This window comes from Sphingobacterium sp. GW821-FHT03E03 (assembly GCF_059420745.1).
On record NZ_JBWKUH010000004.1, the window covers coordinates 106,467 to 130,080 of the forward strand.

The 23,614-nt window shown below is 41.4% G+C and carries 20 protein-coding genes, 3 tRNA genes and 1 riboswitch; of the genes, 8 read left to right on the forward strand and 15 right to left on the reverse strand.

Translation table 11 applies throughout. The annotated features are described in order from the left end of the window. The first annotated feature begins 3 nt into the window (after nucleotides 1-3). Nucleotides 4-1,071: a hypothetical protein gene (locus tag AC07UV_RS06880; RefSeq protein ID WP_495183149.1), complete on the forward strand. Its 1,068-nt coding sequence runs from the start codon at nucleotides 4-6 to the stop codon at nucleotides 1,069-1,071. Next, nucleotides 1,065-4,487: a sulfatase-like hydrolase/transferase gene (locus tag AC07UV_RS06885; protein WP_495183150.1), complete on the forward strand. Its 3,423-nt coding sequence runs from the start codon at nucleotides 1,065-1,067 to the stop codon at nucleotides 4,485-4,487. The genes AC07UV_RS06880 and AC07UV_RS06885 overlap by 7 nt, the downstream gene beginning before the upstream one ends. On the opposite strand, the gene AC07UV_RS06890 is transcribed toward AC07UV_RS06885, so the two are convergent. The 8 genes from AC07UV_RS06890 to thiS all read right to left on the reverse strand — a co-directional run bounded on the left by AC07UV_RS06890 (nucleotide 4,484) and on the right by thiS (nucleotide 11,742). Then, on the reverse strand, nucleotides 4,484-5,725 hold the full coding sequence (locus AC07UV_RS06890) for a YaiO family outer membrane beta-barrel protein (protein ID WP_495183151.1): 1,242 nt from the start codon (nucleotides 5,723-5,725) through the stop codon (nucleotides 4,484-4,486). The genes AC07UV_RS06885 and AC07UV_RS06890 overlap by 4 nt on opposite strands. A gap of 137 nt (nucleotides 5,726-5,862) precedes the next feature. Further along, nucleotides 5,863-6,573, reverse strand: a complete 711-nt coding sequence (locus tag AC07UV_RS06895) for a HesA/MoeB/ThiF family protein (protein ID WP_282255131.1) — start codon at nucleotides 6,571-6,573, stop codon at nucleotides 5,863-5,865. A 4-nt stretch (nucleotides 6,574-6,577) separates the two neighbouring features. After that, nucleotides 6,578-7,702, reverse strand: coding sequence for a 2-iminoacetate synthase ThiH (gene thiH / locus AC07UV_RS06900; RefSeq protein WP_495183152.1), 1,125 nt, complete (start codon nucleotides 7,700-7,702; stop codon nucleotides 6,578-6,580). A 9-nt stretch (nucleotides 7,703-7,711) separates the two neighbouring features. Continuing rightward, entirely contained in the window at nucleotides 7,712-8,482 is a 771-nt protein-coding gene (locus tag AC07UV_RS06905) for a thiazole synthase (RefSeq protein WP_495183153.1), read from the reverse strand. Beyond that, a complete protein-coding gene (gene thiE, locus AC07UV_RS06910; protein WP_495183154.1) occupies nucleotides 8,479-9,099 on the reverse strand; it encodes a thiamine phosphate synthase in 621 nt (206 codons plus the stop codon). The genes AC07UV_RS06905 and thiE overlap by 4 nt, the downstream gene beginning before the upstream one ends. Then, a complete protein-coding gene (locus tag AC07UV_RS06915) occupies nucleotides 9,063-9,677 on the reverse strand; it encodes a thiamine phosphate synthase (protein ID WP_495183155.1) in 615 nt (204 codons plus the stop codon). Before AC07UV_RS06915 ends, thiE begins: the two co-directional genes overlap by 37 nt. Continuing rightward, nucleotides 9,674-11,488, reverse strand: a complete 1,815-nt coding sequence (gene thiC / locus AC07UV_RS06920) for a phosphomethylpyrimidine synthase ThiC (RefSeq protein ID WP_495183156.1) — start codon at nucleotides 11,486-11,488, stop codon at nucleotides 9,674-9,676. Before thiC ends, AC07UV_RS06915 begins: the two co-directional genes overlap by 4 nt. Before the next feature lie 47 nt (nucleotides 11,489-11,535). Continuing rightward, on the reverse strand, nucleotides 11,536-11,742 hold the full coding sequence (gene thiS / locus AC07UV_RS06925) for a sulfur carrier protein ThiS (protein WP_495183157.1): 207 nt from the start codon (nucleotides 11,740-11,742) through the stop codon (nucleotides 11,536-11,538). Nucleotides 11,743-11,802: 60 nt separating this feature from the next. Beyond that, nucleotides 11,803-11,898, reverse strand: a riboswitch (TPP riboswitch). Between the two features lie 235 nt (nucleotides 11,899-12,133). Here thiS and AC07UV_RS06930 point away from each other — a divergent pair. After that, entirely contained in the window at nucleotides 12,134-14,773 is a 2,640-nt protein-coding gene (locus AC07UV_RS06930; RefSeq protein ID WP_495183158.1) for an alpha-L-rhamnosidase, read from the forward strand. 177 nt (nucleotides 14,774-14,950) lie between these two features. Here the strand turns inward: AC07UV_RS06930 and AC07UV_RS06935 are convergent, their stop codons facing one another. Further along, nucleotides 14,951-15,382: a hypothetical protein gene (locus AC07UV_RS06935; protein WP_495183159.1), complete on the reverse strand. Its 432-nt coding sequence runs from the start codon at nucleotides 15,380-15,382 to the stop codon at nucleotides 14,951-14,953. 71 nt (nucleotides 15,383-15,453) lie between these two features. On the opposite strand from AC07UV_RS06935, the gene AC07UV_RS06940 reads away from it, so the two are divergent. After that, nucleotides 15,454-16,155: a hypothetical protein gene (locus AC07UV_RS06940; RefSeq protein ID WP_495183160.1), complete on the forward strand. Its 702-nt coding sequence runs from the start codon at nucleotides 15,454-15,456 to the stop codon at nucleotides 16,153-16,155. Nucleotides 16,156-16,199: 44 nt separating this feature from the next. Here the strand turns inward: AC07UV_RS06940 and AC07UV_RS06945 are convergent. The 6 genes from AC07UV_RS06945 to pfkA form a co-directional block, all read right to left on the reverse strand. After that, a tRNA-Leu gene (locus AC07UV_RS06945) sits at nucleotides 16,200-16,284 on the reverse strand. Between the two features lie 5 nt (nucleotides 16,285-16,289). Beyond that, nucleotides 16,290-16,362: transfer RNA gene (locus AC07UV_RS06950), tRNA-Gly, on the reverse strand. 52 nt (nucleotides 16,363-16,414) lie between these two features. Next, a tRNA-Phe gene (locus tag AC07UV_RS06955) sits at nucleotides 16,415-16,487 on the reverse strand. A gap of 175 nt (nucleotides 16,488-16,662) precedes the next feature. Beyond that, nucleotides 16,663-17,661 carry a type I glyceraldehyde-3-phosphate dehydrogenase gene (gene gap / locus AC07UV_RS06960; RefSeq protein ID WP_223579598.1) on the reverse strand — a complete coding sequence of 333 codons (999 nt, stop codon included), beginning with the start codon at nucleotides 17,659-17,661 and terminating at the stop codon, nucleotides 16,663-16,665. 4 nt (nucleotides 17,662-17,665) lie between these two features. Beyond that, nucleotides 17,666-18,517 (reverse strand): hypothetical protein, encoded by an 852-nt coding sequence (locus AC07UV_RS06965; RefSeq protein ID WP_282255113.1) that lies wholly within the window; start codon nucleotides 18,515-18,517, stop codon nucleotides 17,666-17,668. An 18-nt stretch (nucleotides 18,518-18,535) separates the two neighbouring features. Beyond that, entirely contained in the window at nucleotides 18,536-19,513 is a 978-nt protein-coding gene (gene pfkA / locus AC07UV_RS06970; RefSeq protein WP_404479129.1) for a 6-phosphofructokinase, read from the reverse strand. Nucleotides 19,514-19,698: 185 nt separating this feature from the next. On the opposite strand from pfkA, the gene AC07UV_RS06975 reads away from it, so the two are divergent. The 4 genes from AC07UV_RS06975 to AC07UV_RS06990 all read left to right on the forward strand — a co-directional run bounded on the left by AC07UV_RS06975 (nucleotide 19,699) and on the right by AC07UV_RS06990 (nucleotide 23,558). Next, nucleotides 19,699-20,370, forward strand: coding sequence for an NUDIX hydrolase (locus AC07UV_RS06975; RefSeq protein ID WP_120258099.1), 672 nt, complete (start codon nucleotides 19,699-19,701; stop codon nucleotides 20,368-20,370). Nucleotides 20,371-20,543: 173 nt separating this feature from the next. Then, a complete protein-coding gene (locus AC07UV_RS06980; RefSeq protein ID WP_495183161.1) occupies nucleotides 20,544-21,143 on the forward strand; it encodes a TetR/AcrR family transcriptional regulator in 600 nt (199 codons plus the stop codon). A 28-nt stretch (nucleotides 21,144-21,171) separates the two neighbouring features. Next, nucleotides 21,172-22,488, forward strand: coding sequence for a TolC family protein (locus tag AC07UV_RS06985; protein ID WP_495183162.1), 1,317 nt, complete (start codon nucleotides 21,172-21,174; stop codon nucleotides 22,486-22,488). A gap of 14 nt (nucleotides 22,489-22,502) precedes the next feature. Continuing rightward, a complete protein-coding gene (locus AC07UV_RS06990) occupies nucleotides 22,503-23,558 on the forward strand; it encodes an efflux RND transporter periplasmic adaptor subunit (RefSeq protein ID WP_495183163.1) in 1,056 nt (351 codons plus the stop codon). The last annotated feature ends 56 nt before the right edge of the window (nucleotides 23,559-23,614 follow it).

Sequence of the window (23,614 nt, forward strand, 5' to 3'; positions counted from 1 at the left end):
ATCATGTCCCAGCATATCGTCCTACATGAGCTTATCCTAGCAATAATCGCCATCCTAGTTCTAGTGCTATTGCTGATTATTGCTGTTTTGGGCTACAGTTTTTACAGTTATAGGATCTTACATAATCGACATTCCTGGAGACAGATTATCGAGTATAAAATTATAGAGACGATTGTGGGAAATGATAAGAATACAGAACACGATCAGGAATTTGGCAAACATCTCAAGGAACCGTCATTTCGTGCGCTTTTCTTGGATGTATTGGTTGCTTCGGACCGAAAATTTTCCGGCGCGGCAAAAAAATCCATCAATGGCCTGTTTTATGAATTTAAATTGGAAGATGAGGCCTGGCGAAAGCTACGCCAAAGAAAAGCCTATCTCGTTGCAGGTGGTATACAGGAGCTGGCTGCGATGAATGTTGAAGCGGCAATTCCGGAGATAAAGGCTAAGCTGAATGATGATCGTACGGCGGTTTATCAGGAAGCACAGTATGCTATGGTAAGTTTTCAGGGCTATGAAGGTCTGGGATTTTTGGAGCATTTTGATAAACCGCTATCAGACTGGCAGCAATTGCGACTTCTGTACTCTATTCATCATATACCTGAACTTTCTGATGTGCAGGTTTACAGTTGGTTAAAGAGTACAAATGATTCTGTCGTTATATTTACCTTGCGCCTGATCCGAAAATTTAGATTGATGCCAATGTACGCTGCAGTCCATGACTTGCTTGATCATCCAGCCATACCTGTTCGTGTGCAAGCTATACGGACGATGCAAGCCATAGAAAACAACACGACGATTAGACAGTTTATTACCTGCTTCGATCAACAGCCAATTGAAGTGCAGCTTGAAATTCTTAAATCCATGAAAGTAGCCCGGAGCAGGGAAAGTGAAGACTTTTTGAAGGAACAATTGTGGAATCATGCTGAGGTATCGATTAAAATCTCGACGGCAGAAGTACTTGTTGTTCTAGGTGAAGCAGATTATTTGCACGAAATTTCGCGAACAACGGATACTTACGACCAACTCATACAGATTATTAAACACGCTTTGCAAGAGAAAAAATGTTAGAATTTTCCCATATTGTATATGAAATTGTAGTTTGGCTATTTTTACTGTATTCTGCTACCGTATTTATTATCTATACGTGGATTGGACTATATGCTTATGGAGCAGTCTTTCGTTACAAACATAAAAACGCATTTACCGATTATAGTATTATTGCTACAAATTCAAATGCTCCCACCTTCAGCCTGATTGCTCCAGCTTACAACGAGGGAATGACCATTATCGAGAATGTACGCTCTTTATTATCTCTTTATTACCATAATTTGGAAATTATTATTGTGAATGATGGCAGTAAGGATGATTCTATGGAAAAGTTGATCGTGGCTTATGAACTCGAACTTACTTCTTTTTTTGTCCAGGGGAATATTGAAACCAAGGAAATTCGGGGAATCTATAAAAGTAAAAAACCAGCCTTTAAAAAACTCATTGTTGTCGATAAAGAGAATGGTGGTAAAGCAGATGCACTTAATGTTGGGGTTAACATTTCTGCTGGTGACTATATCGTTTGTATCGATGTGGATTGTATTCTGGAACAGGATGCAATCTTAAAATTGGCAAAGCCTTTTTTGGAACAAACAGAGAAACGTGTTATTGCTTGTGGAGGTGTCATACGTTTGGCCAATAACTGCAATGTGGTTAACGGATCTGTGACAGATGTAAATCTTCCGAAGTCCTGGTTAGGCCGCACGCAGGCGCTGGAATATATTCGTGCCTTTATTTTGGGGCGAATGGCTTGGTCCAGGGCTTCTGGATTGATTTTGATTTCTGGTGCGTTTGGTGCTTTTGATCGTCAGATCGTTCTGGCCTGTGGTGGTTATGACAGAAATACGGTGGGTGAGGATATGGAGCTCGTAGTGCGTATGCGGCGTTATATGGAAGAGCAAAAGCAAGCCTATGAAGTCGTTAATATTCCGGATCCCCTGTGTTGGACGGAAGTGCCGGAGTCAAAAGAGGTACTGCGCAAACAGCGCAATCGTTGGATGAGAGGCACCATGGAGACCTTATGGAAGCATCGAAAACTGATGTTTAATCCCAAATACGGTCGTTTTGGTATGATCAGTATGCCTTACTGGTTTTTCTTTGAGTTTTTAGGACCTATCGTCGAATTTACAGGATACATTGTCTTTGTGATCTTTTTTATTTTAGGAATTATTAACTGGCCCTTCTTCTTTGCCTTATTTGCGCTGGTCATGGCTTCTGGAATTTTATATTCAATCTATGCCATCTTGGTTGATCTTGTCAGCCATCAGGTCTATACAAAAAAACGGGATCTCTCGACCTTGCTCACAACGGCCATTCTTGAACCTTTATATTTTCATCCCATTGTTGTCAAAGCTGGTGTACAGGGGGTAGTTGATTACTTTCGTAAACAGCATGGCTGGGGTGAAATGACAAGACAAGGTTTTCAGCAAAAAGAGGCGAATGAGTCCGTTTGGAAATACCTGGGTAAGCGATTAAACTTAGCATTGCAAGGCATAGGTCCGGTCATGGCTGTTTTCTTTGTGTTGTACATATTGTCCATCGGGGTAGAATGGTGGTGGTATGACCGACGTTTTGCTCAGCTTGCAGATGTGGGTGCAGTGAAATACTTTCTTGGAGACAACCTGCTCTTTGCCTTTCAGGTGCTAGGTGGTGTGGGTGTAGTTTATTTATTGCTTCAGTTCCTCAGTAGCTTTTGGTCGAAGTTTCTGCTGGTCGTATCATTAGTAGCAATCGTTGTCATTCAGTTTATCCTGTTTTTGTATTTTGCGGAATCGCGAAATCTGCTTGGCGCGGACCTATTTTATTATAGTTCCGAAGAGATGAAACAGATTTTGGAAGCCAGCGGTATGCTGAGTTTTACGAATATCGCTTTGCTTTTATTACTGATTGTGATCGCTTGGGTTCCGCTCTGGATAGCCAATAAACAGACTTTTAAAAAGGCTTATGTGGGGATTGCGTTCTTGTCAATAGGTCTTGTGTCTTGTTTTATTTCTTCAGCTTCGATCTTGGGAAGCGCTTCGGCAAAGGATGAATTTGTGGCCAATGCAAGTCGAAGTAAATGGCGTTATTTTTTTGAATCCAATTTATCCAATTATGTGGCGGAGCACCCCGGAATGTTGGCGGTACTCGATCAAGATGATACGGATCCGAAGGAACTGGATAGTAAATTTCCTTTTCTGAAAACTGAAGATACCAAGGATTTTCTGGGTGCCTATTTAAACAAAACAACGAAGACACCGAATTTGGTCATTCTTGTTATTGAAGGTTTGGGACACGCCTATAGTTCGGAAAATGGTTATATCGGCAACTTTACACCATTTATAGGTAAGTTAAAAAAACAATCCTTGTATTGGGATAATAATATGAGCTCCTCGGGAAGGACATTTTCAGTATTGCCTACATTAACTGGCTCATTGCCTTTCGCTATGCATGGTTTCCTTGAGCAGGATACCTTGCCGGATAACTTTAATCTGTTCAACATTCTAAAGCATAACGGGTTCAATACAGGATTTTTCTATGGTGGGCATTCTAATTTCGATTTCATGAAAAAATTCATGGACTATAACAAAATTGATAGGCTCATTGACCAGGAGGCTTTTGATCCACCATATAAGAAGTTACCGGAAAAAGGAGGTGAAAGTTGGGGATATGAAGACCAAGCCGTATTTAGCAAATTACTTGAAGTACAGAAAGTGCAGGAGAATCCCTATTTCCATGTCCTGCTGACGCTATCGACACACAATCCTTTTTTAATTAATAATGTAGCCCATTATGAGCAGTTATTTGATCAACGAATCGCATCTATGGAGCTGTCGCCGACACAAAAAAAGTTGGCCATGGAGAACCGGACACAGCTTGTTTCAATTTTAAATTTGGACGATGCGATGGCACAGTTTTTTAAGGAATATGAAAAAAGGCCGGATTTTGCGAATACCATTTTTATTATCACTGGGGATCACGCCATGCCAGAGATACCTTTACAAAGCAAAATCGACCGTTATCATGTGCCACTATTGATTTATTCGCCACTGCTAAAAGAAACAAAGACCTTTCACAATTTTGTGAGCCATTTTGACATTGCCCCTTCATTACTGGCCTATTATAGAGAAAATTTTGCATTAAAAACTCCAGCTCAAGTAACTTGGATCGGTCAGGGACTTGATAAAGGTGCATCAGCAAAAGGAGCGGGGATTGCCATGATGCAGAGCAAGAATCAACTGATTGACTTTGTGCGTGGTAATTATCATCTTTCTGAGGGCCAATTATATCAACTGGATGGCACACTCAATGAAGATATCGCCCCGGATAATGCAAAAGAAGAATTGTCCAAGCGCTTTGAATTGTTTAAGCGCAAGAACAAATTGTTTTATACCCAAAAGAGTTTGCTTCCCGACAGTGTTTATGCCAATTATTTCGGTTCTTTGAGGAAAGACTAAAATTTGCGGATATAACCTAGGATGATATCCAGTTGATTTCCTTTTTCTTTTGGTCGGAATTCTTGGTTATAATAGGTGCCTGAGATCGAAAATAGATTACTTTGTTTGACAGAAAAATTGTACTCAGCACCTACTTTGAATGTCTTTAATTTGTATGGTGCATTATCCAATAGATTATTTCGGTTTTCCTCGGGGCTCAAACCTGTTCCCGCGCTAAACCCGAAATAGTCGTTCGCACCCTTTGTATAGTAACGCACAGTTCCGGTATAAGATTGGGAAATGTTCTCTTCACCGGGTGTGAGGTATGTCCTGAGATTGAACCAGAAGTTTTGGTAATACTTTCCGACAGAAGCCGTATACATCCAGATATTGTCACTGAAATAAAGCTGTCGGTATCCGATTTCCCCTTCAAAACTATGTGGTAAGTTGGCGTATAAGGAGACACCTGTACGATATTTGGCAAATATGCCTACATTATTGGAGTAACCTGCTCCAACATAGAGGTAAAATATTTTGGATAGACGTGGATAAGCTTCCATTTCAAACTGTACACCGTTCTCCGCAAACTTATTTGCATAATTTGTCCGAAAGATCACAGATCCGATGGGAGTAGCACGTTTATAGCTTAAGCCAACGATATGCCAGTTATTGTCAAACTGTTTGTCAAAATAGACGAAATTATAGGTTAAACCGATGGCATTTTTAGCGGTATATTCCTCAATGTTTTTGGCCAAAGATCGCGCTTCCGCATTTTTTTGGTCGATCTTGAGGAGTTGATGCACCGCATTTTCGGCGATCTCGTAGTGATTGGCGCTGTAGTTGATCTTGGCTTTCAACAACAGGAGATCTTGCGATTGGGGGTGAAAACCCAATCCCTTGTCGGTTAGCTGGCTTGCTTTTTCGGCCTGGTCATTCCAGTATTCCAGCGCTGCATAGGCGAGAAAAAAGTCTTCATCTTTTGTGTTCTTCTTATCTAGCTCATTAAAGAGCGTCCGGGCTGAATCAATCTTATCTGACCAGGTATAGAGGCGTCCCAGAAAGATGCTGATGTCGGTATATTCTGGTGCCTGTAGAAGCGCCTGTTTCGATAATTGAATGGCCTGCGGGTAGTCTTTTGAATCAAAAGCGACCTTACGTGCTTTGGCAAAGAGATCATCAGCGGTGATTTTTGTCTCTTGGGCAATTGAAAATAAAGGTAATAAAGCGAGTGATAGTAATGGATAAATTACTTTTTTCATTCCAGATTGTATAGTTGACATTTAGCTTGCTAATATAAACTAAAATTAGAAAATATTGTTTGCAGATACCTGTTTTAAATGAATTTTAATTTTAAGGAGAAGCTCCCCGCAGGTGGGAGAGCCCGTGAAGCAATGTTTTAAAAAGAAAGCTTTGTAAAGCGCCAATGCAATGTATCTACAATAGTTAATTGATTACAGTCTACCGGTAACCCGGCAGCCATTTTGAGCACCTGCATAGCCATCATGCTCCCTATTATACCTGGTAGTGGCCCCAATACGCCATTCTTATCACAGTTGGGTACTTGTTCGGGAGGAGGAACTGTCGGAAAGAGGTCTAGGAGATGTTTACTGCCCTTATAATTAAATACAGCCAATTGCCCCTCGAATCCATATATACTTCCATATACCAATGGCTTGTTCAGCCTGATGCAGGTTTCATTGAGCAGATAACGCGTCTTAAAGTTGTCGCAGCAATCCACAACGATGTCATAGGGTGCTAAGACTTCTGTTGCATTGCCAGCCTCGAGCTTCAGCTGCATCGGTTGAAAGTCAATGGTACTATTATGTTGCTCGATGTAATCGGCTGCACTTTTTGTTTTACTGACATGTAACTGCTTTTCGCTATGGATCACCTGCCTATTGAGGTTATGTAGTTCTACCTTGTCGAAGTCAACTAAGGCAAGCCTACCGATGCCAGCAGCAGCTAAATATTGTAAAACGGGGCTTCCCAATCCACCAGCACCTACAATAAGCACCTTGGAATTCATGATTTTTCGTTGCCCCTCGACACCGATTTCCTCTATAAAAATCTGTCGGCTATACCGTTCAAAAATAAGATCCTCTTTCATCGATCTAACGTACTAACCCTGAGTAATTGCTTTCCCAGTCTTTCATCACGGGATCATATCCCATTTTTCGGATTTGATTTTTTATGGTTTCCATATCCCGTTCGTCGCTGACCTCAAATTGCTCTAAGGCCTGTGGATCTACAACATAGCCCCCGGGGTTTGTTTTGGAAGCTGCACTCATTGTTGTAACCCCGATAGGAATGATATGATCCCTGAAGCTTTCATTTTCCCGGGTGGAAATGGAAATCTCCAAATTTTCGTTCCATAAGCGGTAAGCACAGATCAATTGCAGCAGGTGCCTGTCCGAGAGGTGGAAATTAGGGGCTACAGAGCCTTCGGCCGGTCGCAGCCTTGGAAAGGAAATAGAATACCGGGTTTGCCAATACTGTTTTTGCAAATAAGCGATATGGGTAGCTGTAAAGAAGCTGTCTACGCGCCAGTCCTCCAACCCAAGCAATACCCCCAATCCAATTTTATGAATGCCTGCCTGCCCGATGCGGTCGGGAGTGTCAAGACGATAATCGAAATTGGATTTCTTCCCTTTCGGGTGGTATTTCTTATACACGTCCCGATGATAAGTTTCTTGATAGACTAAAATAGCATATACCCCTGCGGTCTGTAATAATTGATACTCTTCCTGTTCTAGGGGCTGGACTTCGATCGATATTTGGGAGAAATGAGGTTTCAGCAGTTCAATTGCATTTAAGAAATAATTGATTTCCACAGTTTTGTTTGCTTCCCCACTGACCAGCAATACATGGTTGACACCCATGGATTTGAGAGCCATCGCTTCCAGTAGTAATTCTGTGTTGTTCAGTGTTTTCCGTCTAATCTTATTGTCCATGCTAAACCCACAGTAGGTGCAGATATTCTGACATTCATTACTGAGATACAGTGGCGCATAAAGCTGGATGGTCTTGCCAAATCGCCGTTGCGTGATCTGTTGCGCTTTGAGTGCCATTTGCTCCAGATAAGGTATTGCAGCAGGAGAAATAAGTGCCATGAAATCGTTGAGTGTCAAATTCACCCGGTTTAATGCACGACGTACATCTTGATCGGAGGCTCCATAGATCTTTGTTTGGACTTCTTCCCAGCTATATTGGTCAAGTATCTCTTTAAAATCGTTCATAGCTCTATATCAATCGAATAAAAATGAGGTTAACGGACTCGAACTGACCGCCCGGGAACTGATAGGACCCAAACCAGCTTCATAAGCCTTACGTCCTGCAATGACGGCCTCTTTAAAAGCTTCTGCCATGTATAGCGGATTATTGGAAACGGCAATTGCGGTATTGACCAATACGGCATCAGCACCGATTTCCATAGCCTTAGCTGCGTCGGAAGGAGCGCCAATTCCAGCGTCGACAACTACAGGTACATTGCTTTCTTCGATAATGATCTCCAAGAAGTCCAATGTACGGAGCCCTTTGTTACTACCAATGGGAGCACCCAAGGGCATGACAACAGCAGTGCCCGCATTTTCCAGTCGTTTGCAGAGCACAGGATCTGCATGGATATAAGGCATGACAACAAAACCCAATTTTGCCAGCGCTTCTGTTGCCCGTAATGTTTCAATCGGATCAGGTAATAGGTAGCGTGGATCAGGATGGATTTCCAATTTGATCCAGTTTGTTTCAAGGGCCTCTCGGGCCAGTTGGGCTGCCAAAACGGCTTCCTCCGCCGTTCTGGCCCCCGAAGTATTGGGAAGCAAATCTATTTTTGTTAGATCAATTGCAGCGATTAATTCGTCATGCACAGCAAGTTGGTCAATCCGTTTGAGTGCAACGGTAAAAAGCTGCGACCCGGAAGCCTGAATGGCCGCACTCATTTCGTTTAGATTGCCAAATTTGCCCGTCCCCATAAATAATCTGGATGCAAAGCTGCGATCGGCTATTTGTAATGTGCTCATGGTAAGAGATTTTTAATAGATGAAATAATGTTTGGTGTTTGGGTCACCAGTCCAGATACAGCTATGCCATAAACTCCTGTCTGTAACAGATTTTGGATGTCTTCAAGACTGCTGATCCCGCCGATGGCGAAAATCGGAACAGCCGGGAGTTCCTGCTGCCTGATTTGGTTGATGATATTTTCATACCCCGCTTGGCCTAATAATGGACTGAGCTTTTGTTTTGTATCGGTATGTTTAAATGGCCCCAGTCCGATGTAGTCACATTTTTCCGCTATTCGGCTTTGCACATCTTCCAGGCTATTTGCGGTACCGCCAATGATTTTTTTTGACCCCAATAGCCGACGTGCATCTGAGATACGGCAATCCGTTAGTCCAAGATGTACACCATCGACATCCAGTTCCTTGGCGAGCTTCACATGGTCATTGATGATACATTTGGCTCCGAATTGTTCGCAGACCTGTTTTATCTCCTGTGCAAGCCGAAAGAAATCCTGTTCGTCAGCCTGTTTCCATCGGATTTGGATCCAGGTGGCGCCTGCATCCAATGCCTTTAGGATGTTGTTCTTCTGTTCTGCCTGGGTTAGTCCCTGCGAGATATACTGTAGTCTTTCGAGCATAGTTGTTGTTTACATGTAATAAAATGTTGAATAGGGTCGGGGGCTTGCCATAAAGCGCCAAGTAAAGCTATTCCATCTGCTCCAGCCTTTATTGAAAGCAGACAGTTTTCAGCTTTTATCCCACCCAGACCGATTAAATGAACATCAAAATTGGTGCGTGACTGTAATTGATCCAGGACAGCATCGTGATGCCCATAACCTGCTTTGGAAATGCTCGGAAATAACGGGCTTAAAAAGGCATAATTCCAGCATTTGTCCAGCGTATTGAACTGATTGATATGATGGACCGAAGTCGAGCAGATAGAGTTGGTCAGCTGCGGATCAAAAAAGCCGCTTCGCCGATGATGTTCATTAAAATGAATTCTGTTAATATGAAGTGCATTTGACAGCTGCGGATGAGAATGGAGGACCAGTCTATCGTGATATGTTGCATCTATTGATGCTACATATCGCTGCATTTGTTCATCTGTAAAATGATATTTTCGCAAGTGCAAAAGATCAAGTCCCTGTTCAAACAGTGCATGTATGGTCTGAAATTCTGAAGCGAATTCCTCCTCAGCTGTCAACGCAATGATCATAAATAGATTTCCTTTCCTTGGGCGATGAATTCCTGCGATTTTTCAAGCATACCCTGTGCTGCGCTATCCCTGATTTCCTGCGTAATTTTCATGGAGCAGAATTTTGGGCCACACATCGAACAGAAATGCGCTACTTTGGCGGCGTCTGCAGGTAAAGTTTCGTCATGATATTCCCGCGCAGTGTCGGGATCCAATGATAAGTTGAACTGATCCTCCCATCGGAATTCAAATCTCGCCTTACTCAAGGCGTTGTCGCGGTACTGTGCCCCAGGATGTCCCTTGGCTAGGTCTGCAGCATGCGCAGCTAATTTGTAGGTGATGACACCATCTTTCACATCTTTTTTATTGGGCAGTCCGAGGTGTTCTTTTGGTGTCACATAACAGAGCATAGCACAGCCATACCAACCAATCATTGCGGCACCAATAGCGGAAGTAATGTGATCATAACCTGGTGCGATATCGGTTGTCAGAGGACCAAGGGTATAAAATGGCGCTTCATCGCAACATTCCAGTTGTTTTTCCATGTTTTCTTTGATAAGCTGCATCGGAACGTGGCCAGGTCCCTCGATCATCACCTGTACATCATGCTGCCAGGCAATCTTTGTTAACTCACCTAAAGTTTCCAGCTCAGCAAATTGTGCCGCGTCATTGGCATCTGCAATTGCACCGGGGCGTAGACCATCACCCAGAGAAAAAGCAACATCATACTGTTTCATGATTTGACAGATTTCTTCAAAATGGGTATAAAGGAAGTTTTCCTGATGATGGAAAAGACACCATTTAGCCATAATGGATCCACCTCTTGACACGATCCCCGTCACCCGCTGTGCTGTTAAATGGATATAACGCAAGAGAACCCCTGCATGTATTGTGAAGTATGACACACCCTGTTCGGCCTGCTCGATCAGTGTATCCCGAAATATTTCCCAGGTGAGATCTTCGGCAACACCTTTGACCTTTTCCAGCGCTTGATAGATCGGAACTGTACCTATTGGAACAGGTGAGTTGCGGATAATCCATTCGCGGGTTTCGTGGATATTTTTGCCTGTAGAAAGGTCCATGATCGTGTCAGCACCCCAGCGGCAGGCCCAAACAGCCTTTTCAACCTCTTCTTCGATACTTGAACTAACTGCACTATTACCAATATTGGCATTGATCTTTACCAAAAAATTGCGACCGATAATCATCGGTTCACTTTCCGGATGATTAATATTATTGGGGATAATTGCTCTACCAGCAGCGATCTCCTCACGCACAAACTCTGGCGTAATATATTTTCCGGCAGTTCTGGCACCGAAATTTTCGCCCGGATGCTGATGATCCATGCCTGGTGTGCTATCAGCAAGCTGCTCTATCCGTTGGTTTTCACGAATGGCAACATACTCCATCTCTGGTGTAATGATACCCTTTCTGGCATAATGTAATTGCGTCACATTTTTACCTGGCGCAGCAACTTTAGGTTTATGGCTGTAAGCAAACCGAAATTCGTCCAATGTGGTATCTGCCAGACGTTTTTGACCATATTGTGAACTGATGCCTTCAAGTTGTATGACATCCTCGCGGTCAAGGATCCACTGGTCACGAAGACGGGGAAGTCCTTTGCGGATGTCAATCTCTTGTGTCCCATCTGTATAGGGGCCGGAAGTGTCATAAATGCTGATTGGCGGGTTGATTTCGACCTGTCCGTTGCTCAATTTGGTCGGACTCAATGAAATCTGACGCATGGCCACCTGGATAGGGAAGAGTGTACCGGGAACAAAGACTTTGGTTGAATTTGGAAAAGGGGTTTGTGTGATTTTTTCTGGTGTCATGTTAATGGGGAATTAGGTATATTGAATTAAATCTGCTCCATACGATATTATCCGCCTTGTGTAGCAGTTATGAGTAGGATATGATCATTGGGTTGTAAAACTGTTGTGGTCCAGTTGTCTTTGGGAACAACGCAGTTGTTGAGAGCCACGGCAATACCTTGGGTTCTACCGGATAGCTCCGTCTGTAAAAGTTCGGCTAAAGAGCCCGGCGCAGGGGCGAAAAATCGGATTTGATGATTGATTGTTAGTTCCATTCCTTTTATTTTTTTGGTAAAACTTTAGGAATGGCCACAACAAGATACAGTAATGTATTTGGAAGATAGCTTACTTTTCCCTACGCCAGTATGATCTGGATCAGGTTATAAGGGTAAAATCTCAGCCCGCATATGCAGACACCCCTAAAGTCGATACTAATATAGGATTATTTTGATGAATAATCCAAAATATTGCTGTTAATTTTCAGTAACTAGATAGCAGGACAGTACAGTTTAATTATCTTGATAATAATTGATATATTCGTTTTTGAATCAACTAAAACAATTTAATACTTTTTGTATTCCTGTTGAATGTGTGCATTGTCACCCAGGATATAACCTAAATGCTATGCTGGGAAATGCAAAAAGCTGAACGAAGTATAAACTAAACATGCGAAAAATTTTACTGATGACGATGCTGTGTGTAAGCACAATACTGTATGCACAAAAACAAAAAGAATGTCTGCCAATTGAACTACGCTGTGAGTATCTTGTGAATCCATTGGGTGTGGATAAATCAAATCCCCGTTTAAGTTGGAGACTGGCCGATAAACGACAGGGGGCGAAGCAATCTGCTTATCAAATCGTGGTAAGTAGTGATTCACTTGCATTGGTGAAAAATAAAGCTAATATCTGGAATAGCGGAAAGCAAAAGAGTTCTGCTATGTTGATTCACTATAGTGGCACTAGCTTGAAACAGCAGACAAAGTACTATTGGAAAGTGCTTGTCTGGGACAAAAATAGTAATGAAAGTACATCTTCCATCGCTTCATTTGAGACCGGTATGATGGGGATGGAGAACTGGAAAGGGAAATGGATCAGTGATAATCAGGATATTCACGAGCAGGAAGCACCGTATTTCAGAAGAGCATTTAAAACGACCAAACCGATTAAGTCTGCCCGCGCCTATATTGCTGTGGCGGGACTTTACGAACTTTCTATAAACGGCAAAAAAATAGGTGACCATCGTCTGGATCCGATGTATACCCGATTTGATAGACGTACACTATATGTGGTGGAAGATGTGACCCGTCAGATCCAGCAGGGAAACAATGCAGTTGCTGTAGTTTTGGGGAATGGCTGGTATAATCACCAACCATTGGCGGTATGGAATTTTGACAAAGCCCCTTGGCGTAATCGTCCCACATTTTGTTTGAACCTGCGTATTGTCTATCAGGATGGTAGTGAAGAAACGCTAATTACAGATCAACAATGGAAGACGGCGGGGGGACCTATCCGTTATAATAATATCTACACTGGAGAGCATTATGATGCCCGTCTGGAGATGCCGGGATGGGATACTCCACAGTTTGACGATTCACAGTGGCATGCCATTCAGTATCGGAACCCACCCTCTACACATATTGTCTCGCAGCAAATGGTACCCATACGCCTGGTTCGATCCTATTCGCCGAAATCGATGAAAAAGATGGATGAGAAAATCTACGTCTTTGACATGGGACAGAATATGGCCGGGGTGACAAAGATAAAGGTTAGTGGTAAGGCGGGGACGGTGATCAAAATCAAGCATGGTGAACGATTACAGGAAAATGGACGCTTAGATTTGTCCAATATTGATGTATATTATCGTGGGAATAAAGACCTGGAGCCCTTTCAGACCGATATCTTGACGCTGAGTGGCAGAAGAGAGGACGAATTTATGGCGAAATTTGGTTATAAAGGCTTTCGCTATGTCGAAGTAAGCAGCAGTGAGTCGATTGTATTGGATGAATCCGCTATTACGGCTTATTTCATGCATAGTGATGTAGGTCCAATTGGCCAGCTGAAAACTTCATCCCCCTTAATAAACGGTTTATGGCCGGCAACCAATAATGCCTACCTGTCCAACTTGATGGGTTATCCCACGGATTGTCCGCAACGGGAGAAAAATGGCTGGACTGGCGATGGTCATCTCGCAATCGAAACAGCCTATTATAATTTTGACGGCATCACTGTCTATGAGAAGTGGATGGCAGACCATCGGGACGAACAGCAGGAAAACGGTGTACTGCCTGATATCATACCAACAGGAGGTTGGGGGTATGGTACAGCAAATGGTTTAGACTGGACAAGTACCATTGCCATTATTCCTTGGCAAACTTATTTGTTTTACGGCGATGCCAGCTTGCTAGCTGAATGTTATGACAATATTAAACGCTATGTGGATTACGTGGATGGAATCAGTCCCAATGGGTTAACAACTTTCGGTCGGGGGGATTGGGTACCCGTCAAATCGCAATCTAATCTCGAACTCACCTCGTCTGTTTATTTTTATGTTGATGCGGCAATTTTGGCGTCCGCAGCAAAAATGTTTGGAAAAACAGCCGATCAGCAGAAATACGAAATGCTGAGCAAGAAGATCAAAGATGCCATCAATGCGAAGTTTCTGGATCTTTCAAAAGGGATCTATAGTACTGGGACGCAGACAGAATTGAGTGTACCTTTGTATTGGGGCGTGGTCCCGGAAGCGATGAAAGCCAAAGTTGCAGCCAACTTAAATAGCAGGGTAGAAGAGATCAATTTTCATCTGGATGTTGGTGTGTTGGGGGCGAAAGCACTCCTGAATGCACTGAAGGATAATGGCTATGACGAAACAGCCTATAAAGTTGCGGTACAGGATACCTATCCCTCCTGGGGATGGTGGATTGTCAATGGTGCGACCACCTTACTCGAAAACTGGGATCTGAAGGCAACAAGAGATATCTCTGATAATCACATGATGTTTGGTGAGATAGGTGGCTGGTTTTTTAAATCCATTGGTGGTATCCTGCCCGATCCGTCGCAGGCTGGTTTTAAGCACGTGCTATTAAAACCCATTTTCCCGAAGGAGCTCAAGGAGTCTTCTATTACTTATCAATCTCCCTATGGCAATATCGTGTCCAGCTGGAAAGTAAAGGAAAACAAGGTCGAATATACCGTGGAGATACCGGCAAATGCCACGGCAACGTTTTATCCACCAGCGAATATCCGCAATAACAAAACAGTCCAGTTGGAAGCAGGGAAATATAGAATGGATTTGGAGTTGAAATAAAATAACTCGCATTATAGGCTTTGGACGAGCTAAAGACTTTGGACCAGCTTCTGCTTTTCATCGGGAGTTGCTCGGGATTTCATTGGATTCTCTGGCTATTTTCCCAATGAAATCCCGAAGACCACCTGAAGCGAATTGCTGAAACGGTAGAAGTTGACACGAAGGAAAGAGCAGGGTTTAGGGAAGTAAGATATATAAACTTACGATTGTACTTATGGGAATGGTTAAATTATCATAGCCGTCTTTGCTAAATGCTTCGGCGAGTGTAGCCATGAGCGCAATCGCTGTTATTATAATAAGTTCCTGGAAGCCGAAACTCGAATCATGAGCATATTTCCAGATAAAAAAAGTCAGAACAATTGCACTGAGAAAGAAAACAATAGATCCTAACACAGTCTTTTTTGCGCCAAGGATCATATACGGCCCTAAGGGCCATGTTTTGCCAGATAATGCGGCCATAGGATCACTGATAGCTAAGGTGCTCAAAGGTAGATAATAGAAAATGTAGCCATCATCCAGATAGGCCTGAGTTACAAAACAAAGATAGACAGCGGCAGGATAGGCAAGGCCACCCGCGGATTTCCTGTCAATTGCATGAATAGATCGCAATAAATTAAATTTTAGGGATAAGACCAAAATCACTGCAAATAATCCACAAAGCAACAATACGGACCAATGACTTGTCAAATTACCTTGAGAATTCCTTTAAGTCTTTAACAGAATTTAAACCCAACCTAGAGACGTTCCTGTATTATTCGGCTAAGGATATACCGCTCTTCTACACGATAAATACAGGATTATTATCTCGTTTTAAACGCTATGTCTGGCTTAATTTATTGAGCCCGGATGAGTTGGAGGTGTCTTTTGAGTCGTTTTTGTTAAAAACACCGATGGATAATCGGGGACAAAAGCTGAATGATTATTATTCGTCCATCAGGGTAAAAGAGATCTGGAATGATACGACAATCAATAGTACGCTACAGCAGATTATGTATTTTTCCCAAGCGGGTCTATTGACGGCTGACAATGGGAAGATCCTTTGTGACCAGATAAAGGAACTGGTGTTTTCACTGGAAAAAAAATGCGTTCCGAATAATGAGCAGTATCAACTATATTATCATGAACTATTGATCTTAAACAATAATGTTTTGGTTGGGAACAAGGACAGAAAGGCGTTATTTGTGCCCCATACGATGCTGGGCTACTTTATTACAAATGATACAGATAGCTGTCAGCATGCGTCAAACTTTTGTCAGCATCAGCTTAAAAATTCTAGGTTGTTAAATACAGCAGGCACGCGGGATAAGAAAATGTTTTTTAACAAGATTTATCAAAAGATTGAGCTTTATAGGGCACGGGTAAGTTCAGATAATGAAATTTAAAGCATATAAAACAAGAAAAGCCCATCGACTGATGAGCTTTCTTGTACCTAGGGCGGGAATCGAACCCGCACTCCCTTAACGGGAACAGGATTTTAAGTCCTGCGTGTCTACCAGTTCCACCACCTAGGCAGGTGAGCGAAAAACGAGATTCGAACTCGCGACCCCAACCTTGGCAAGGTTGTGCTCTACCAGCTGAGCTATTTTCGCATTGGAATTATTTTTCAAAGTATTCCAGAACATTGCGTTCTGCTTCTTTCGGTGGTGCCAGCTGGATTCGAACCAGCGACACAAGGATTTTCAGTCCTTTGCTCTACCAACTGAGCTATGGCACCTTTTCAATATTGGCTGTTTGCCTTATTGATGCTGCAAATATAGAGGGATTATTTGAAATACAAAAGGCAAAAGTGCTTTTTTTGCGTTTAAACGCCAACCCGCTGATTCCTAAGTGGAAAAAATAAAGGGCTATTCGATATGAATAGCCCTTTGATATTGTCTAGGTGGGTCTTATTAAGATAATTTACCAACTTCTAATACTAAATCAACGATTTTGTTAGAATAACCCCACTCGTTGTCATACCAAGATACAACTTTAACAAAGTTATCATTCAAAGAAATTCCTGCTTTTGCATCAAAGATTGATGTACGAGCATCACCCAAGAAGTCTGAAGAAACAACCTCATCCTCTGTGTAACCCAAGATACCTTTCAATTCGCCTTCAGAAGCTTCTTTCATGGCAGTTTTGATCTCTTCGTAAGAAGCACCTTTATTTAAACGCACTGTTAAGTCAACAACTGAAACGTCAGCAGTAGGAACACGTAAAGACATTCCTGTCAATTTACCTTTCAATTCAGGAAGAACCAAACCTACAGCTTTAGCCGCACCTGTAGAAGAAGGGATGATGTTTTGGTAAGCACCACGGCCACCTCTCCAGTCTTTCACTGAAGGACCGTCCACAGTTTTTTGAGTAGCTGTTACAGCGTGTACTGTAGTCATCAAACCTTCAACGATACCGAATTTATCATTCAATACTTTAGCGATAGGAGCTAAACAGTTTGTTGTACAAGATGCATTTGAAACGATATGTTGATCTGCTTTTAATTCTTTGTGGTTTACACCCATTACGAATGTAGGTGTGTCATCTTTTGCTGGCGCTGACATAACAACTTTTTTCGCACCTGCATCAATGTGTTTTTGAGCCAACTCTTGAGTCAAGAAGAAACCTGTAGATTCGATGATTACTTCAGCACCTACTTCATTCCATTTCAAGTTTGCTGGATCTTTTTCAGCAGTTACACGGATTGTTTTGCCATTCACGATCAAGTTGCCGTCTTTAACTTCAACAGTACCGTCAAATTTACCATGCGTTGAATCGTATTTCAACATATAAGCCATATAATCCGGCTCAACTAAGTCATTGATACCAACAATTTCAATTTCTGGACGATTGATAGCAGCTCTGAATGCTAAACGACCAATACGGCCAAATCCGTTAATTCCAATTTTCATATTCTTAATTTTTATTGATATAATATTTAATTAAATTATGTATCGGCTCCTTGACCACGGTGCCAATACTGATATTAAATTCTTCTGTTGCTACCTCTCGCAGGATGTTTTCATAATTGAAAGCTACCGAACCGGTAAAATTCACGTCACTGTCTGGATACTCTTTCATTAATGGCTTAATATAAGTTTTAATAAAAGTACGTAGCCCATTTTTGATCAATTGGTTGATAAATAAATGCTCCTTATTTTCAAGTACAAAATCGGTAAATGAATTTAAAAAGTTGGTGGGTTGAGGTGCAATATATACCTTCTCCAAAATACTTTTCTTGTCCAAAGTGAATTCTTTTTCCAATTTATCCTTCAAATCGACGGGAAGGGTGTCTGTCATATAATGTTTCAGCAATTGCTGACTATTCCAGTTGGTAGCCCCTTCGTCTGCGAGGATGTAGCCCAGACCATAATTGTTCTCAATGATTTTCTTTCCGGTATAGTAAGCGGCATTCGACCCACTTCCGATAATACCTACGATCCCTTTTTCATCTCCAAAAGTTGAAATAGCAGAAGCAATAACATCATGGTCTACTTTGACACGGGCATTGACGAAAAAACGCTCGAAAACATTTTTGATCTTATCTTTACGTTCTTTTGATGAAGAACCGGCACCGAAAAAATAAATACGTTTAATTTTTTCAGCATTATTGATCAAATTGGTATTTCTATTTAAATGCTGTAGTATGGATCGTTCATCCTGGAGATAGGGGTTGATACCATTCATGCGAAACCCGGTAGTTATCCGGCCTTTGTCAGCCAACCGCCAGTCTGAGAATCGAGATCCACTGTATACTACTGCTATCATAGTCTGCTTTATTTTATATTATAAAATCTCAGCCATTTCCAATAGATCAGGGCTAAGTTTAATTTCCTTATTGCTGATAGCTTCCTCGATCGGAGTAGTTTTGATTTCATTACCACGGAGACCAACGGTGATCCGCGTATTGCCTGCTAAAATTTCATTAACGGCAGCAAAACCCAATCGACTAGCCAGTACGCGGTCAAAACTCGTTGGAGATCCACCACGTTGTAAATGCCCTAATATACTAACTTTCGTGTCGTAATGATCAAATTTTTCCTTTACTTTTTTTGCTACATAATAAGCACCACCGTTTTGATCGCCCTCTGCAACAATAACAATGGATGAAGATTTCTTTTTGATGGCCCCATCTTCCAGATGGTTGATTAAATCATCAATAGCCGTCTCTTTTTCTGGAAGCAAGATGGCTTCAGCACCACCTGCAATTCCTGCGTTTAATGCGATACATCCGGAATCTCTACCCATTACCTCAACAAAGAAGAGGCGCTCATGCGATGCCGCTGTATCTCTGATTTTGTCAATGGCTTCGATAACGGTATTGTTTGCCGTATCATAACCAATGGTATAGTCTGATCCATAAAGGTCATTGTCAATCGTTCCGGGGATCCCCACAATAGGAATCTCGAATTCTTTGGAGAAAAAATTTGCACCAGTAAAAGTCCCGTCACCACCAATCACCACCAACGCATCTATTTCTGCTGCTTTTAAATTGTCGTATGCGATTTTTCGTCCTTCAGTTGTTTTAAACTCCAGACAACGTGCTGTTTTTAGTATTGTACCACCACGCTGTATGATATTGCTCACAGAGCGGGTATCCATTTCTTTGAAATTTGCGTCAATCAAACCCTGATACCCCTGGTAAATCCCAGTGACCTGAAGGCCTTTGTGAAGCGCTGTACGGACAACTGCACGAATGCAAGCATTCATGCCGGGGGCGTCACCGCCAGATGTTAATACGCCTATTTTTTTTATTTCTTTTATCACACTCTATATTTTAGGTTCTACGAATATAAGATTTTTATAGTGTATATTCTACACTTTGAATAAATTTTTCATTATTTTTTTGCGCATGACGTTTAGGAAGCGTATAATTGTTACAGGTAACCCGATGATTAGTAGCCAATAAATTTAGCTCAGTATATCGCACATAAATAAATTTAGAAGTTTTGTATAGTAATTTTACCGTAGACTGTGTCATATTAGGCTTTCATGAAGGAGAATTAAAGGTTCTTTTGGCTGAAAGAAATGAATATCCTTTTAAGGATTGGTGGGCATTGCCAGGCTTTTTCGTGGATAATGACGAAGAGATGGAAGATGCCGTAAAGAGAATTTTGTATGAAAATACAGGTTTGAAGGATGTATTTATGGACCAATTACATTCTTTTGCGGGCTTGAAACGGCATCCAAAAGGGCGTATTCTGACAGTAGCTTACTATGCCCTAGTCCAGCTTGATAGCACAAAACTGAAAACAAAGCCTGTTACAAACTACATGAAGCAGGCGAAATGGTTTCCTGTTAGAAATGTTCCGGAATTGGCATTTGACCATAAGCAGATTTTGGATTTATGCTTGGAAAGATTGCAGCGTCGTTTGGCCTACAAACCGATCGCTTTTGAATTGTTACCTGAAAAATTTACCCTGACCCAATTGCAATTGGTGTATGAAGGCATATTGAATAAAACATTGGATAAACGCAATTTTCGAAAGAAAATGCAGAATTATGGCTTCCTAAAGGAGTTGGATGAAGTACAGACCGGTGTCGCTTATCGGGCCGCAAGGTTGTATAAACTGGACAAAAGAAAATTCCTCAAACATTTCCAGAATACTGTAGCGTTTTAATAAAATCTGAGTTATTAGAGAAAAGGCAAACTTCCAAAGTTTGCCTTTTTTTGTTGTCAACTAAATATCAAAATAATAGCGATTTCAAAATATATTTTGTACGAGAAGTTACTTTTTATATTTTTGAACAATTTCTGATAAAAGTCAGAAAGTAGAAAAGAGTTTTTTGAAGAATGGAAGATAGAAAAGACCAGATCATTGATGCTGCTATAAGACGCTTTATGCATTATGGTTTTAGTAAGACAACAATGAATGAGATTGCGGAGGATATAAAAATCACCAAAGCGAATTTATATTATTATTACTCAGAGAAGAATGCACTTATACGGGATGTTATTATACGTTTGACGGATGAGTACAGAGAAGAGGAGGAGAAGTTGGTAGCTGTGCATAAAGGTATAACCTACGATCTGATCATGAAGATTTTGGAATTACGGGATGCTTTTGTACGTAAGTATTATATTTTGCATATGAACGAAAACCTGGAGTGGATTAAAGGGCTTTCGATGCAAGAGTTTTTCCAGTGTCTTCACAATCGCGACGTACAGGCGCTTTATGAGATACTTAAGGTTGGCGCGGAGAAAGGAGAACTCAATGAAGAGCATCTCTACGAGACAGTTGAAATCTATGTGGAACTGATGAAAAGTTTATCCCTGATGTGCAATATTTCCGATATCATTTCTGGAATACCAAATCAGGATCGTTTTGATGAAGTTTTACAGAAACAAAAAATGGCTACTAAGCTGTTTTTTAATGGTATAAATAAAAAGTAGATATAAAATTAGGACAAATAAATTAGGAATGAAAACAATCAGAATACTAGCCAGCCTTTTATTAGGTACGATGGTTTTCCAAAGTCATGCACAGCAGCAATTAAGCCTAAGTGATGCGATCAAATTTGCTTTGCAGAATAAAAAGGAAGCTAAAAAAGCTAAATTGGATCTCGAAAACTCACAATACCAGATTGATGAGGTGAGAGGTAGTGCATTGCCTCAGATTACCGCAAACGGTTCCCTGAAACACAATGTGTTAATTCCGGAAATGGCAATAGAATTTGGAGATCAGATTATTACTGCTAAAATGGGCCAAGCCTGGAATTCGACGGCGATGGTCTCACTGAATCAACAACTGTTTAATCAATCGCTATTTACCGGTTTAAAAGCAGCAAAGACAACGAAAGAGTTTTACCAAATCAATGCACAGCTGACGGATGAGCAGGTCATCGAAAAAGTGGCAAATGCGTATTATGAAATTTATCAGGAGCATCTGAAACTACAGACAATCGAGAATAATCTTGAAAGTACAACAAAAACAAAGAATGTAACTGAGGGAATGGTCAATGCAGGATTGGCCAAGCGAATTGATCTGGATCGGCTGGTTGTTAATGTCAATAATCTGGAAGCACAACGGCAACAATCATTAAATTCAGTTCAGATTAAAGAGAATGCCTTGAAATTCGCAATCGGTAAGCCAATTGAAGAGGATATTGAGCTGTCGAAAGAAACATTCGAACTGAATCCAGCACTAACTGCGGAAACTGCCAATGTTGAAAATCGCACAGAGGTGCAGCTGGCTAAAAAGCAAATTGAATTGTATCAACTCAATAAAAAATCTAAAGTTGCAGATCTTTACCCGAAGCTATCTTTAGGTGCTGATTTTGGATTCAATGGTTTTGGTAAAGGGTTTCCGATCGGTGGCAATTTTAACTGGCCAAAAACCTCGAGCATTGGTTTAAACCTTTCTGTTCCAATTTTCACAGGTGGAACTACTAAAGCGAAAATCAATCAGGCAGATATTCAGATCAGACAGGCCGAGGTAGATTTGGAAGATACAAAGCTTGGCCTGAATTTGGCAAAAGAGAATGCAAGATCGCAGGTTAAGATCAGCTTATTGAATATTGATAATAACCGTCGCAATGTAGTATTAGCGAAGGATGTCTTGAGTGATACGCAAAATAATTTTAACAACGGACTCGCAACATTGACGGAGCTATTGGATGCTGAGAAAGCCTTGGCAGATGCTGAAAACAATTTAAATACCAGCTTATTGAATTATAAGGTTGCCGAAGTACAGATTATAAAGGCAAATGGTGAACTGAAATCATTAATTAAAGAATAATTGACTACAACTATATGAAACGCGGAATTATTACCTTATTGATTATTGCTGCCGGGTTGGCAGGTATATTTTTTGTGCTGAACAAAAATAAAAAGAAAAATGAAGCCGAAACAGCAGAAGTTGCTAAGACAAATGCGGCTATCGCGGTCCGTATTGACACTGCGAAAGTAAGCTCAATGGACTTACGTTACACCGCTAACGGAACGTTCGAACCTAAACAGGAAGTGACGGTCGGTGCAGAAACTGCAGGACGTGTTGTCCGTGTATTAGTAGACGAGGGTGCACATGTGAGTGTTGGTCAGACATTGGCTATTATAGAAGGTGATAAGCTAAATGTGAATGTCGCAAACGCGCAGGCATCTTATGATAATGCTTTGGCCGATATGAAACGTCATGAGAATGCTTTTTTAACAGGCGGAGTCACACAACAAAAAGTAGATGAAGTAAAGTTGAAATTGGAAAGTGCCAAAAATAGCCTACGTTCAGCTAAACTGAATGCTGGGGATGTGACAATCAAAACATCTGTGGCTGGAGTAGTCAATTCACGTAAAATTGAACCAGGCGCTTATGTAAGTCCTGGAACAGCGGCTTTTGATATCGTAAATGTTGGTACCTTAAAATTACGTGTGAATGTCGATGAGAAAAATGTTGCTACGTTACGAGTTGGTCAGTCTGTTGATGTATCAGCAAGTGTGTATGCAGACCAAAGATTCACAGGTAAGGTGACATTTATTGCTCCTAAATCTGATGGAAGTTTGAATTTCCCGGTAGAAATCGAAGTGAACAACTCATCAAACCAATTGCGTGCCGGTATGTATGGTACAGCAATGTTTGGGGAAGGGGTTGCCGGTAATACGTTGATCGTACCTCGTAATGCATTTGTGGGTAGTGTGAGTGATAATAAAATATTCGTGCTTAAAAATGGTAAAGCAATCGAAACCAATGTGAAATCCGGAAGAAATTTTGGCGATCACATTGAAATCTTGAGTGGCCTACAAAATGGCGATCAAGTGATTGTGTCGGGTCAGATCAATTTATTTGATCAGAGCCCTGTTGAAATTATTAAATAATGTATACTGAAAAACAGTAGCAAATGAAGTCGTGGTTTCATGACCATTAAAAACAA

Coding starts and splice junctions, on each gene's coding strand:
- AC07UV_RS06885 (WP_495183150.1), top strand. CDS start 1,065: ATGTTAGAATTTTCCCATATTGTATATGAAATTGTAGTTTGGCTATTT.
- AC07UV_RS06905 (WP_495183153.1), bottom strand. CDS start 8,482: ATGAGCACATTACAAATAGCCGATCGCAGCTTTGCATCCAGATTATTT.
- AC07UV_RS06890 (WP_495183151.1), bottom strand. CDS start 5,725: ATGAAAAAAGTAATTTATCCATTACTATCACTCGCTTTATTACCTTTA.
- AC07UV_RS06915 (WP_495183155.1), bottom strand. CDS start 9,677: ATGATCATTGCGTTGACAGCTGAGGAGGAATTCGCTTCAGAATTTCAG.
- AC07UV_RS06895 (WP_282255131.1), bottom strand. CDS start 6,573: ATGAAAGAGGATCTTATTTTTGAACGGTATAGCCGACAGATTTTTATA.
- thiE (WP_495183154.1), bottom strand. CDS start 9,099: ATGCTCGAAAGACTACAGTATATCTCGCAGGGACTAACCCAGGCAGAA.
- thiC (WP_495183156.1), bottom strand. CDS start 11,488: ATGACACCAGAAAAAATCACACAAACCCCTTTTCCAAATTCAACCAAA.
- AC07UV_RS06980 (WP_495183161.1), top strand. CDS start 20,544: ATGGAAGATAGAAAAGACCAGATCATTGATGCTGCTATAAGACGCTTT.
- AC07UV_RS06985 (WP_495183162.1), top strand. CDS start 21,172: ATGAAAACAATCAGAATACTAGCCAGCCTTTTATTAGGTACGATGGTT.
- thiS (WP_495183157.1), bottom strand. CDS start 11,742: ATGGAACTAACAATCAATCATCAAATCCGATTTTTCGCCCCTGCGCCG.
- thiH (WP_495183152.1), bottom strand. CDS start 7,702: ATGAACGATTTTAAAGAGATACTTGACCAATATAGCTGGGAAGAAGTC.
- AC07UV_RS06930 (WP_495183158.1), top strand. CDS start 12,134: ATGCGAAAAATTTTACTGATGACGATGCTGTGTGTAAGCACAATACTG.
- AC07UV_RS06990 (WP_495183163.1), top strand. CDS start 22,503: ATGAAACGCGGAATTATTACCTTATTGATTATTGCTGCCGGGTTGGCA.
- AC07UV_RS06965 (WP_282255113.1), bottom strand. CDS start 18,517: ATGATAGCAGTAGTATACAGTGGATCTCGATTCTCAGACTGGCGGTTG.
- gap (WP_223579598.1), bottom strand. CDS start 17,661: ATGAAAATTGGAATTAACGGATTTGGCCGTATTGGTCGTTTAGCATTC.
- AC07UV_RS06880 (WP_495183149.1), top strand. CDS start 4: ATGTCCCAGCATATCGTCCTACATGAGCTTATCCTAGCAATAATCGCC.